Source organism: Pseudomonas sp. PB103, assembly GCF_009764635.1.
GTDB lineage: Bacteria > Pseudomonadota > Gammaproteobacteria > Pseudomonadales > Pseudomonadaceae > Aquipseudomonas.
The window spans coordinates 18,776-31,906 of sequence record NZ_RWIL01000112.1 but is presented as its reverse complement, the minus strand read 5'-3'; the positions used below and the strand labels follow the sequence as shown (position 1 = coordinate 31,906).

Annotated in this window: 9 protein-coding genes; 4 read left to right on the top strand and 5 right to left on the bottom strand. The window is 59.5% G+C overall.

Translation table 11 applies throughout. The annotated features are described in order from the left end of the window. The first annotated feature begins 28 nt into the window (after nucleotides 1-28). Complete coding sequence (locus EJA70_RS19780) at nucleotides 29-406, top strand: response regulator (protein WP_008079490.1); 378 nt, start codon at nucleotides 29-31, stop codon at nucleotides 404-406. Nucleotides 407-509: 103 nt separating this feature from the next. Here EJA70_RS19780 and EJA70_RS19775 read toward each other — a convergent pair whose 3' ends face one another. The 3 genes from EJA70_RS19775 to EJA70_RS19765 form a co-directional block, all read right to left on the bottom strand. Next, entirely contained in the window at nucleotides 510-2,180 is a 1,671-nt protein-coding gene (locus tag EJA70_RS19775) for a response regulator (protein ID WP_158832928.1), read from the bottom strand. Then, on the bottom strand, nucleotides 2,177-3,679 hold the full coding sequence (locus tag EJA70_RS19770) for an ATPase domain-containing protein (RefSeq protein WP_158832926.1): 1,503 nt from the start codon (nucleotides 3,677-3,679) through the stop codon (nucleotides 2,177-2,179). The genes EJA70_RS19775 and EJA70_RS19770 overlap by 4 nt, the downstream gene beginning before the upstream one ends. Nucleotides 3,680-3,811: 132 nt before the next feature. Next, nucleotides 3,812-4,867, bottom strand: coding sequence for a tetratricopeptide repeat protein (locus EJA70_RS19765; RefSeq protein WP_158832924.1), 1,056 nt, complete (start codon nucleotides 4,865-4,867; stop codon nucleotides 3,812-3,814). A 172-nt stretch (nucleotides 4,868-5,039) separates the two neighbouring features. Here EJA70_RS19765 and EJA70_RS19760 point away from each other — a divergent pair, with 172 nt between their 5' ends. The 3 genes from EJA70_RS19760 to EJA70_RS19750 are packed head-to-tail and all read left to right on the top strand — an operon-like array spanning nucleotide 5,040 to nucleotide 8,323. Beyond that, nucleotides 5,040-7,175 carry an FUSC family protein gene (locus EJA70_RS19760; protein ID WP_158832922.1) on the top strand — a complete coding sequence of 712 codons (2,136 nt, stop codon included), beginning with the start codon at nucleotides 5,040-5,042 and terminating at the stop codon, nucleotides 7,173-7,175. Further along, on the top strand, nucleotides 7,165-7,365 hold the full coding sequence (locus EJA70_RS19755; RefSeq protein WP_158832920.1) for a DUF1656 domain-containing protein: 201 nt from the start codon (nucleotides 7,165-7,167) through the stop codon (nucleotides 7,363-7,365). The genes EJA70_RS19760 and EJA70_RS19755 overlap by 11 nt, the downstream gene beginning before the upstream one ends. A 4-nt stretch (nucleotides 7,366-7,369) precedes the next feature. Beyond that, a complete protein-coding gene (locus tag EJA70_RS19750) occupies nucleotides 7,370-8,323 on the top strand; it encodes an HlyD family secretion protein (RefSeq protein WP_158832918.1) in 954 nt (317 codons plus the stop codon). Between the two features lie 193 nt (nucleotides 8,324-8,516). Here the strand turns inward: EJA70_RS19750 and EJA70_RS19745 are convergent, their stop codons facing one another. Beyond that, nucleotides 8,517-9,938: an efflux transporter outer membrane subunit gene (locus EJA70_RS19745; protein WP_158832916.1), complete on the bottom strand. Its 1,422-nt coding sequence runs from the start codon at nucleotides 9,936-9,938 to the stop codon at nucleotides 8,517-8,519. After that, nucleotides 9,935-13,126 carry an efflux RND transporter permease subunit gene (locus tag EJA70_RS19740; RefSeq protein ID WP_008086476.1) on the bottom strand — a complete coding sequence of 1,064 codons (3,192 nt, stop codon included), beginning with the start codon at nucleotides 13,124-13,126 and terminating at the stop codon, nucleotides 9,935-9,937. The genes EJA70_RS19745 and EJA70_RS19740 overlap by 4 nt, the downstream gene beginning before the upstream one ends. Nucleotides 13,127-13,131 lie beyond the last annotated feature (5 nt).

Genomic DNA, 13,131 nt, shown 5'->3' with positions numbered 1-13,131 from the left:
GCAGCTATTGACCGAACAAAGGCTTCCCATGAGCGTAGATGCACAAGATGTAGTACTCGTCGTCGAGGACGAACCGGTTATCTTGATGATCCTGACCGATTATTTGTCAGGGCAGGGATATCGCGTGCTGCAAGCCGAAAACGGCGAGCAGGCGTTCGAGATTCTCGCGAGCAAACCGCATCTGGACATGTTGATTACCGACTTCCGCCTGCCTGGCGGCATTTCCGGCGTGCAGATCGCCGAACCTGCCGTGAAGCTGCGCCCCGACCTTAAAGTGATCTTCATCAGCGGTTATCCGCAGGAGATTCGCGAGACCGGCAGCCCGATCACGCGCCGGGCGCCGATTCTGGAAAAGCCGTTCGACCTGGACGTGCTGCAGGAAAAAATCCAGGAATTGCTGGCGTGATACCTTTGTAGGAGCTGCCGAAGGCTGCGATCTTTTGATCCTGTTTTTTACAAGACAAGTCAAAAGATCGCAGCCTTCGGCAGCTCCTACAGTGCTTGGGTCATCAGCTTTTGATCATTTCACGCACCTTGGCCGTGAGCAGGTCAAAGGTAAACGGCTTGGTGATCATCTGCATGCCCGAGTCGAGAAACCCGCCACGCACGGCCGCATGTTCGGCATAACCAGTGATGAACAGTACTTTCAGGCCGGGACGGTACTGACGGCCCATTTCTGCCAATTGCCGACCATTCATGCCCGGCAAACCGACATCACTGATCAGCAGATCGATACGCTGTGCCGAATTGAGAATCGGCACGGCGCCATCGGCGTCGCTGGCCTCCACAAACGCATAACCCAACTCACTGAGCACTGCGCTGACCAGCACACGCACAGCCGGGTCGTCTTCGACGATCAATACGGTTTCGCCATCCAGCGCGTCCGGCGCTTGCTGGATAGCGGTGGCAGACTGTTCAAGCTCTTCGCCACGGAAGCGCGGCAGATACAGTTTGACCGTGGTGCCTTGGTCAATTTCGCTGTCAATCGAGACATGGCCACGGGACTGTTTGCTAAAGCCGTAAATCATCGACAGCCCCAACCCGGTGCCCTGGCCGATCGGCTTGGTGGTGAAAAATGGGTCAAAGGCTCGATTGATCACGCTCTGGGGCATGCCGCTGCCGTTGTCGGTGACGCTGAGCATCACGTAATCGCCGGGTGCCAGATTGCTGTAGGCTTCGGTGAATTGAGGGTGCAGCACTTGGTTGCTGGTTTCGACCACCAGTTTGCCGCCATCCGGCATGGCGTCGCGAGCGTTGATCACGAGGTTGAGCAGGGCGCTTTCCAGTTGATTGGGATCGGCTTCGGCGACCCACAAATTGTCGTCCAGACGCATGTCCAGCTGGATGCTTTCGTTGAGGCTGCGCTGCAGCAGTTCACCCATCGACATGACCAGGCTGTTCATCTGCACTGCTTTTGAGTCGAGTGACTGGCGCCGCGAGAATGCCAGCAGACGATGGGTGAGGCCGGCGGCACGGTTAGCTGAGGTGACACCCAGATCAATCAGGCTGTCCAGATCTTCCGTGCGGCCACGGGCCAAACGCCTGCGCAACAGCTCCAGGCTGCCGATGATGCCGGTCAGCATGTTGTTGAAGTCGTGCGCGATGCCGCCGGTCAACTGGCCGACCGCTTCCATTTTCTGCGACTGACGCAGCGCTTCTTCATTGTGGCGCAGTTGCGCGGTGCGTTCCTCGACCTGCTGCTCAAGGGTCTCCATTGTTGATTGCAGGCGCCGTTCGCTTTCACTCAGGTCGATCAGTCGATCACGGGCTTCGTACTGTCGTCGTCGCCCGCGCAGTGCGGCGGATACCAGGCTGACCAAGGTTGCCGGGTGAAACGGACGTTCAAGGAATGTCACGTTGCCTAACAGTTTGCTGAGTTGCGAGGAGGGGCCTTGTTCCTGACCGCCATGATGGGTCAATAGCACGATCGGCAAGTCTGACCACGCCGGTTGTTGCTCAAGGTGCTCGAACAACGCTTCCAGTTCCGGGCCGCGCAACGCTTCAGCGGCAATCACCAGCAGGCCGGCGCCAAGCTCAAGCTCCGTGCACAGCGAGCCAAGTCCTGCCGTGACCAGACCGCAAAGACCGGCCTCGTTGAGGATCATCAATGCAATTTGGCTGTCGCGACCCACGGGCGCCAGAATCAGCGCCCGTTCGGCCAGTGGCACCGACACTGTCACGAGCTTTCTTCCTGAAGCAGCGGTTTGCTCGCACCGAGGTAAGTCGGTACACCGCGCAGTACGCCCTGAAAGGCTTCCAGCGGTTCACCGATGGTCATGCCTTGTGCCGAAATACGGTATTCACGAATGGTCGATTCGTGGCTGCCGGTGCGTTTCTTGATGATCGAAATGGCCCGACGGACTTTGCCGATGGCTTCAAAGTAACGCAACAGAATCACCGTGTCGGCAAGATAAGTAATGTCGACCGGTGCCTGCATGTCGCCGACCAGACCGTGTTGCGCGACTGTCATGAACGTCGCTGCACCTTTGCGATTGAGGTACAGCAGCAGTTCGTGCATGTGCAGCACCAGAGCGTTTTCTTCCGGCATCGCGGCCTGGTAACCGTTGATGCTATCGATCACCACGGTTTTGATCTGGCCTTCATCGACGCAACGTCGCACGCGATGGGAGAACTCGCCGGGGGATAGCTCCGCCGCATCTACCTGTTCGATCAGCAGATTGCCGGTGGCCTGCAGCGCCTTGAGGTCGATACCAATGTTGTTCATGCGCTCGAAGAGCAATCCCAGCTCTTCGTCGAAGATGAACAACGCGGCTTTCTCACCACGACGCACGGCGGCTGCGGCAAAAATCATCGAGATCAGCGATTTACCGGTACCGGCCGGGCCGAGGATCAGCGTGCTGGAACCGGTTTCGATACCACCGCCGAGCAACGCGTCCATTTCCTTGATGCCACTGGTCAACTGCAGGCGGGCGTAATCGCCGCGATGCTCCGCCGCCACCAGCCTGGGGAACACATGTACGCCGTCGCCCATGATGGTGAAGTCATGGAAACCACCACGGTATTTCTGTCCCCGGTATTTGACCACTCGAACGCGCCGGCGCTCGGCGCCATAGTTGGGGGTCAATTCTTCAAGGCGAATCACCCCGTGCGCCACGCTGTGTACGGTTTTGTCGAGGGATTCGGTGGTCAGGTCGTCCAGCAGCAGCACTGTGGCGTCGTAGCGCACGAAGTAATGCTTGATCGCGAGGATCTGGCGGCGATAACGCAATGAACTCTGCGCCAGCAGGCGAATCTCCGAGAGGCTGTCGAGTACCACGCGAGTGGGTTTGAAACGTTCGACCACTTCGAAGATCTGCTTGGTTGCTTCGCCCAGTTCCAGGTCGGAGGAATACAGCAGGCTTTGCTGATGCTCGGCGTTGAGCAGACTTTCCGGGGGCGTCAGCTCGAAAATCTCAATGTTATCGCCCAACTCCCAGCCATGGGACAGTGCCCCTTGGCGCAACTCACGCTCGGTTTCCGACAACGTGATGTACAACGAGCGTTCGCCGGCTCGTGCGCCGGCCAGTAGGAAATGCAAAGCGACCGTGGTTTTGCCGGTGCCGGGCTCACCCTCCAGCAAGAAAACATGACCGCGAGACAAGCCACCGGCAAGGATGTCATCCAGACCGACAATGCCGGTAGCGGCTTTCGCACTGATCAACTCGTTAGATGTAGACAAAAAATGCCCTCTCATGACTAGGGGAATCGAGGCGGCTGACTGAAACAGACGGCCTGATTACTTGACCCGCAGGCGTGATGGCAGTTCCACATATTCTTGCAGGATGTGACGAAGAATAGCGTCTATTGCAGCTCAAAGGCCTTGTTGCAGGGCCGGATCGTCCGGATTGAGCTGTTCCAGTTGCGCCAGTAAAACTTGCACATTCTGCAACTGGCCACTCTCTTTCCAGTAATTGATCAGCAGCACCCGGGCCTTACGGTCGGAGGGGTGACGCTGGACGATGTCCTGCAATTGCTTTTGCGCGGCTTCCAGCTCTTCGGCGCTGTGCAGGGTGGTCGCCAGGTCGTAGCGATAATCCTTGTTGTCAGGGTCCAGTTCGACGGCCTTGGATAAACCCAGCAGGGCGAACTCGCGCTGGCCGTGGTGCAGCAACCACAGGCCCAGAGCATGTTGCAGATAGGCCGAATCAGGCTGAGCTTTCAATTGTCGGGCGAGTAATTGCCGCGCGGCGTCGCTCTGGCCCAGGCGATCCAGCACATCGATCTGCATGACCAGCGCCGGCAGGTTGCCTGGCTCCAGTTGCAGGGTATTTTCCAGTGCTTGCTGTGCCTCTTTGAGTTCGGCGTTGTGCAAATGCAGGCGTGCCAATTGCGCATAGGTTTCAGCGCTTGGTGCCTGGGCCTTGAGGGCTTGCTCCCAGCTATCGATGCCTTGCTGCAGGGGCGCGAAATACAGGCCCAGCTCATCCGGCGTCAAACCGAGCAACGCGTTGATCGCGGCGAAACGCACAGTTTGATCTTCATCATCGAGCAACGGCCCAAGCAACAGGCTGCGTTGGCCGCCGGGCACCAGACCAACCACACTTTTGATCGCGGCCAGGCGTACTTCGGGCGCTTCGCTCTGCAAGTCGGCGTCGGCCAGTTTCAACGCCTGTGGGCTCGGGTAGTTGGGCAATTCGGCATGCAGCCAGACACGGCGTTTGACCGACAGATCCGGGCGCCCCAATTGCTGGTACAACTGACGCGCCGCACCCGGCTGGCCGGCACGTGCCGCGGCCAACGCCTCGCTGTATCCATGTTTGATCGCTTCGGGCACCACAGGGGCGCTGGTGCGCAGGGACAGCCAGCCGACGAGAATGACGAGTACGAGGCCAAGGCTGATAAACAGATAGCGGCGGGACTGATGCATGCAGGTTTCCGAAAGCAGGCGTACTTGAGCAGAGCGGCAAGCTTCGGTCAGCGCGCGCCGTGAGTCAAACCCATTGCCAGCGAATCGCCCTACAACTCGCGTCGACTTTGTGAACCGTCAGGCTTGCGATGCAGTGTCTACGCTTGCAGGAGTTGCTTCGACGAGTGCGCCCATGCAAGCCCTGTTCAATTACTTCAAAGCGGTCATCCATCCCGGTCAGGCGGTACTGCTGTTTGCCTTGCGCACTGTTGTGGCGGGCTTGCTGACGCTGTATCTGGCATTTCTGTTTGATCTTGACCAGCCCAAGTGGTCGATCATGGCGGTGGTGATTGTCAGCCAGCCGCTGGCTGGAATGGCGCTTGCGCGCAGTTTTGGCCAAGTGATCGGCACCACACTCGGGGCCGCAGTGGCCGTGCTGATCATGGCGATTTTCCCGCAGGCGCCACTGCCATTTATCACGACCCTGGCATTGTGGCTGGCGCTGTGCACCGCCGGCGGGACGCTGCTGCGCTATACCAGCTCCCAGGCGTTCGTGCTCAGTGGCTACACCGCAGTCGTGGTCGCTTTGCTGGCGATTCCGGATCAGGACGGCACCTTTTTGCTGGCCGTCACGCGCGTCACCGAAACATTGCTGGCGGTGGCCTGCGTCTGTGTGGTGAGCCTGCTCACGGCCCGGCCGGAAGCGGTGGCAAAGGGGTACTTCGCCAAGGTCGATCAAGTCATCAAGCTGGTTGCTGTTCATGCGGCTGCGGTGATTCGCACGGAAGAAAGCGAGGCTGACTTCCAGCGCCGACAAATGCAATTGCTGACCGAGATCAGTGCGCTGGAGGGGTTGCGCCGGCACCTGTATTTCGACGCTCCACGCTTGCGCAGTGCCAATAATCTGGTGCTGCTGTTGGGCAATCAATTGATGTTGCTGACTTCCAGATTGACCGCGTTGCGTCATCAGCGGCAATTGCTCACCGAGCGCTGGGAAGGCGACTTGCCTGAGGATGTCCAGCGTCTGCGTGCCGAGGAACTGGCATTTCTCGATCAACTGGCGGAGCAGGGGCGTTCGCTCTCTGCCGAAACGCGGCACGGCTTTGTCACGCTGCAGCATCAGTTCGATCAATTGGCCTACAAAGCCGAGCAACTGACCGAAGACATGAGTGCCACCTTGCGCTCGCTGGCGTGGGCGTTGCGCTGGGAGCAGGCGCGGCTACTGCAACAACTGGAGCAGATTCTCGAATTGAGCGATGCCATTCAGGAAGGACGCGAAGCCAGTTGCCTCTATCGGGGGCAGGCCAGCCCGCTGCATCTGGATTTCACTCTGGCCTCGATGAATGCCATCCGTGCCTTTACCGCGTTGCTGGTGGCGGGGCTGATCTGGATCGAGACAGCCTGGGACGGCGCGCGCGGCGGGATGATTCTGGTGGGAATCCTCTGTTCGCTGATGGCGACGTTTCCGCGACCACTGCTGGCTGCGCAGAGTTATGCGCGCGGGTTGGGGCTGGCCCTGCTGGTGTCAGCGCTCTACCAATTCATGCTGGTGCCGGCGGTCAGTGATTTCGAGTGGCTGGCCTTGTTGCTCGCACCATTGCTCTACGTCATTGCGGTTGGCCTCGCGAGCCCGGCGACGGCGGGGATCGGCATGGGCCTGGGTTTGTCGAGTTTCCTGATGCTCGGCCCGCAGAATATCGGCACCGGGCAGAACAGCGCGATTCAATGGTTCGAATTTGCCGGGGCTTACGTCAGTGCGGCGATGCTGGCGCTGATTGTCTACGCGTGGATTTTTCCGTTTCGCCCGGCGTGGCGTATTCGCCGCTTGTATAAAGAGGCGCGCGAGCAGGTGTATGAGCTGACCAAAAGCCCGGCCACCGATGAGCAACAGTTCGCATTCGAGAGCCGTATGGTCGATCGCCTGACCAGCATGCTCGGCCTGCTGCCTGCGGTAAATGATCGGGCGATGCAGCGACTCTATGAAATCAGCCTCGCCTGTGTCGCGCTGGGGGTGGCGATGCATCAGCTACGCCAGCAGGCGCAGAACAATCAGTTACTGTCGGACCCGTTCAGCCGCCGGCTGTCCTCGGCATTACGCAAGACCGGGCGCTTTGTTGCCCGACGTGCAGAAGTGCAACTGACGCCACTGTTGGCAACCTTGCACGACTTGGGCGATGAACTGGACGATCTGCATGTCGCCAGTCACGAGCATTTATGGTCGGTGTTTCGCATGCGCGTAGCCCTGCTGATCGTGGTGTCGTTCCTGGAGCGCCATGGTGACGAGTTGCAAAATTCCACCCCGGAAGGAGCGCCAGCCCTTGCCCATTGATTTCGAGATCGGCGGCGTTTATCTGCCGCCCATTGCGCAGGCCTTGTTACTGGCAATCCCCCTGTTCATGTTGCTCGACTGGCTCTTGCGCCGCCTGGGCGTACTGCGTCTGGTCTGGCATGAAGCCCTGTTCGAAGGCGCCTTGTATGCCTGCGTGTGTGCCGTGCTGATTCTGCTGATGGGAGCCTGATGCCTTGAAAGTGTTATTTGCAAGATTGCTGACACTGGCCGTGGTGGTTCTTGCCATCGTGCTTGGCTGGTTCGCCTGGGAGCATTACACCCGCGCGCCGTGGACCCGCGATGCCCGGGTGAGGGCTGATGTGGTGACGTTGTCGGCCGATGTTTCAGGGCGCATCGTCAGCCTCGCCGTGCAAGACAACCAGCATGTCGAAAAGGGTCAATTGCTGCTGGAAATCGACCCGGCACGTTACACATTGGCGGTCGAGCATGCGCGCCGCTCAGTCGAAGTGGCCAAGGCCACCCTGGGGCAGTCGCAAGCAGCGATCGTTGCCAGTGAAGCATTGCTCAAACAGCGTCAAAGCGAAGAACGTCGGCGACGTACGCTCAAGCAAGGGTTCGCAATCTCGGGCGAGGAATGGGAAAAATCCAGCACCGACGTGGCCGTGGCACAGGCCGATCTGTTGCGCAGTCAGGCCAACCTCGGGCTGGCCGAAGCCAACGTGCAATTGGCAATTGCCGCGCAGACCCAGGCTGAACTGGATTTGCAGCGTACCCGCGTTGAATCCCCGGTCAGCGGCTACGTGACCAACCTGTTGACCCGTGAGGGCGATTACGCCGTGAGCGGTGGCGCCTTGTTGGCATTGGTGGATAGCGATTCGTTCTACGTCAGCGGTTATTTTGAAGAAACCAAACTGCCGCGCATCGAGGAGGGCGATCGGGTACGGATTCAATTGATGAGCGGAGAAACCTTCGGCGGCACCGTGCAGAGCATCGCTTTCGCCATCGCCGATCGGGAAAACGCACCGGGCAGTCGTCTGCTGGCCAACATCAACCCGAGTTATACCTGGGTCAAACTGGCCCAGCGCGTGCCCGTGCGGATCGGCATCGATAGCGACTACGCCGGCAAAAACCGCCTGCGCGCCGGCACCACCGCAACCGTCACCGTCCTGGAATCAAGAAACCCCTAACCCTCCTTGTAGGAGCTGCCGCAGGCTGCGATCTCTTGATCTTGGTTTTTAACGATCAAGATCAAAAGATCGCAGCCTGCGGCAGCTCCTACAGGGGGGATTTGGGGGCACAAAAAAGCCCCGCGACCGAATGATACGCGGGGCAAAGAATTTGGTTGGTTGCGGCCAACCAAAGGAGCTCTTTAACAATCGATTACTGGCTGGCGACGGTCTCCGGTTGCCAGCCGCCGCCAAGGGCTTTGTAAATCGCGACAATGCCGCGATACAGATCGACTTCAGCCTGGGCCTGAGTGTCTTCAGCGTTCAGACGTTCACGTTGCGCGTCGAGCAGCACGAGGAAGTCCGTAGTGCCTTCGCGGTAGCGAATCTCGGCCAGGTCAGCTGCCTTGCGGCTCGACTCACTCTGGCGAATCAGCGAGATCAAGCGCTGCTGACGTTTGCCGTAATCACTGAAGGCGTTTTCCGATTCTTCCAGGGCCAGCAGGACTTGCTGCTCGTAGGTCGCCAGTGCGCCTTCGGCCTCGGCATCGGCGCCGCGCAAACGCGCTCGCACACTGCCAAGGTCGAACGCTGCCCAAGTGATGCTCGGGCCAAGTGCCCAGGCGTTGGCCGCCGAGGAACCGATTTGCGAACCGCGCCCGGCTGTCCAGCCGAGGAAGCCGCTGAGACTGACCCGTGGGAACAGATCGGCTTTCGCCACGCCAATTCGCGCCGTGGCCGAGGCCAGTTGGCGTTCGGCGCTGAGGATGTCCGGACGGCGTTGCAGCAGCTCGCCCGGATTGCCAATTGGCAAGGCTTTGGCAATCGCCGGCAAGTCTTTTGGACTGAGGTCGACGGTCAGCTTGTCCGGACGCTCACCCAACAGGGTAGCGATTCGGTTTTTCTGCCGAACCTGTTCTGCCTGCAGTTGCGGCACGCTGGCTTCGACCGAGGCCAGACGCGCATCGGCACGTTCGACATCAAGCTGATCGCCGACACCGGCGTCACGCAGGCTGATGGTGATCTTGCGCGACTCCTGCTGGTTGTTCAGGTTGGCCACGGCGATCTTTTCGCGCAATTGCGCACCGCGCAGTTGACCGTAGGCGTCGACCAGTTCGGCAATCATGGTGACTTGCAGTTGGTACAGATCGGCTTCGGCAGCCTGCTGATCGGCGTCGCTGGCTTCCAGGTTGCGTTGGATGCGGCCGAACAGGTCCAGCTCCCACGCCATGTCGAGGCCCAGGTCATAGCGTTCGCTGTTGACTCGATTAGTGGTCTGGCCCGGGATTTGTCCCTTGGCCAGATCACTGCTGGCACGGCTGGTGATGGTCGGCATTGCGTCGTTGCTGGCGTCGTCGCGGATCGCCCGAGCGGCTTTCCAGCGAGCGAATGCCACGCGCAGATCACGGTTGCCTTGCAGCGATTGCGTCACCAACTGGTTGAGGGTCGGATCATCGAACTGCTGCCACCAAATGCCTTCGAATTTCGAACGGTCGAAGTTCTTTTGCCCGGCGGCGCCGTCAGTGGCGGCCGTGATGTTGGCCGCCTCCGTGGATGGGGTCTTGTAGTCGGGGCCGACGGCGCAGGCGCTGAGGGCCAGCACCAGCAGACTCGGCAGGAAGACTTTCAGACTCATTGTTGCGCCTCCAGTGGCTTTTGAAGATTGAGCGCCTTGGCCGCTTTGCGCTGCTCGCCGCGTTCGACAAAGTTGCGGATCAATACGTAGAACACTGGCGTCAGCAACAGACCGAAGAAGGTCACCCCGAGCATCCCGGAGAACACCGCCACACCCATGGCGTGACGCATTTCGGCACCGGCACCGCTGGAGAACACCAGTGGCACCACACCCATGATGAACGCGAAGGAGGTCATCAGGATCGGGCGCAGACGCAGGCGGCAAGCTTCCAGTACCGCCGCGAGCGGGTTGAGGCCTTCTTCCTGTTTATCCTTGGCGAACTCGACGATCAGAATCGCGTTCTTACACGCCAGTCCCACCAGTACGATCAAGCCGATCTGGGTGAAGATGTTATTGTCACCGCCGGAGATGATCACGCCGGTGATGGCCGACAGCAGGGTCATCGGTACGATCAGAATCACCGCCAGTGGCAGGCTCCAGCTTTCGTATTGAGCGGCGAGCACCAGGAACGCCAGCAATACGCAGAGCGGGAACACGAACAGCGCGGTGTTGCCGGACAGAATCTGCTGGTAGGTCAGGTCGGTCCACTCGTAGGTCATGCCGTTCGGAAGTTCTTCCTTGAGCAGTTTCTCGATGGCTTTTTCGGCCTGGCCGGAGCTGTAGCCTGGTGCTGCGGCACCGTTGATTTCAGCAGTGATGAAGCCGTTGTAGTGCATCACGCGATCAGGGCCCGAGGTGTCGCTGACCTTGATGAAGGTCGCCAGCGGGATCATTTCGCCTTTGTTGTTGCGCACTTTCAGCTGACCGATCTGATCGGATTCGAGGCGGAACTGCTGTTCGGCCTGAACGTTGACCTGATAGGTGCGCCCGAAACGGTTGAAGTCGTTGGCATACAGCGAACCCAGATAGATCTGCAGGGTGTCGAAGATGTCGCTGACGGCCACGCCGTGGGTCTTGGCTTTTTCACGGTCGATGGCGGCATCGACCTGCGGCACGTTCACGGTGTAACTGGTGAACAGGCCTGCCAGTTCCGGCACGTTGTGGCTCTTGTTGATGATGTTCATGGTTTCTTTGTACAACTCGTCGTAGCCGAGGTTGCCCCGGTCTTCGATTTGCAGACGGAAACCACCAATGGTGCCCAGACCTTGTACCGGCGGTGGCGGGAAGATCGCCATGTACGCTTCCTGAATGTTGGCGAACTGGCCGTTCAAGGCACCGGCAATTGCACCGGCAGACATGCTCGGGTCTTTACGCTCGTCGAACGGTTTCAGGGTCACGAACACGATGCCGGCGTTCGGGCTGTTGGTGAAGCCGTTGATCGACAGGCCCGGGAAGGCAACGGCGCTTTCCACGCCTGGCTGTTTCAGCGCCAGGTCGGACATGCGCTTGATCACGTCTTCGGTGCGATCCAGGCTCGAAGCGTCCGGCAGTTGCGCGAAGGCCACCAGGTATTGCTTGTCCTGGCCCGGTACGAAACCGGTCGGGGTGCTGGAGAAACCGAAGAAGGTCAGCACCATCAAGCCTGCGTACAGGAGGAGGGCGATGCCGCTGCTGCGGATAACCCGACCAACCGTGCCGACGTAGCCATGGCTGGCACGATCAAAGAAACGGTTGAACGGACGGAACAACCAGCCACCGAAGATTTTGTCGAGCACTTTCGAGAAACGGTCTTTCGGTGCGTCGTGGCTCCTCAGCAACACAGCGGCCAGCGCTGGCGACAGAGTCAGCGAGTTGAACGCCGAGATCACCGTCGAGATCGCGATGGTCAGTGCGAACTGCTTATAGAACTGCCCGGTGAGGCCGGAGATGAAAGCCGCCGGAATGAACACTGCACACAGCACCAGCGCCGTGGCAACGATCGGACCGGTCACTTCACGCATGGCGCGCTTGGTGGCTTCCACCGGGTTCAATCCGAGTTCGATGTTTCGTTCGACGTTCTCCACCACCACGATGGCGTCGTCGACCACGATACCGATGGCCAGTACCAGGCCGAATAGCGACAGCGCGTTGAGCGAGAAGCCGAACAGGTGCATCACCGCAAACGTACCGATCAACGATACCGGCACCGCCACCAATGGAATGATCGAGGCGCGCCAGGTTTGCAGGAACAGGATCACCACCAATACCACAAGGATCAGTGCTTCGAAGAGGGTGTGAACCACCGCTTCGATCGAGCCGCGCACGAAGATCGTCGGGTCATAGACGATGCTGTAGTCCATGCCTTGCGGGAAGCCTTTCTTCAACTCGTCCATTTTCGCCCGAACGTCGTTCGAGATGTCGATGGCATTGGAGCCTGGACGCTGAAAGATCGGGATGGCTACGGCAGGCTGGTTGTCCAGCAACGAACGCAGCGCATATTGGCTGGAACCCAGCTCAACGCGAGCGATGTCTTTGAGGCGAGTGATTTCACCGTCGTCGCCTGCACGAATGATGATGTTCTCGAACTCTTCCTCGGAGACCAGACGGCCCTGAGTGTTGACCGACAGCTGGAAGCTCTGGGCATTCGGGGCAGGGGGCGCACCCAATTGACCGGCGGCCACCTGGCGGTTTTGCTCACGAATCGCGGTGACCACATCGGTCGCGGTCAGGTTGCGCGAAGCGGTCTTGTTCGGATCGAGCCAGACACGCAGCGAGTAGTCACCCATACCGAACAGTTGCACGTCACCGACACCGTTCAGACGCGCCAGCTCATCCTTGATGTTGAGGATCGCGTAGTTCGACAGATAAAGCATGTCGTAGCGTTTGTCCGGCGAGGTCAAGTGCACAACCATGGTCAGATCGGGCGAAGCCTTGTCGACGGTGATACCGATGCGCGTCACTTCCTCGGGAAGTTTCGGTTCGGTTCGGGTCACCCGGTTTTGCACCTGCACCTGCGCATTGTCCAGGTCAGTGCCCAGGGCGAAGGTGATGGTCAGGGTGATCTTGCCGTCGGCAGTCGACTGCGAGGACATATACAGCATGTTCTCGACGCCGGTGATGGCCTGCTCCAGCGGAGCCGCCACGGTTTCACCGATGACTTTAGGGTTGGCGCCCGGGAAGTTCGCACGTACGACCACGGTCGGTGGCACGACTTCCGGGTATTCACTGATCGGCAACTGGAACAGCGAAATCGCACCGGCGATCAGGATCAGCAGCGACAGCACCGCTGCGAAGATCGGCCGTGAAATGAAGAATTGGGAAAAATTCATCGGAG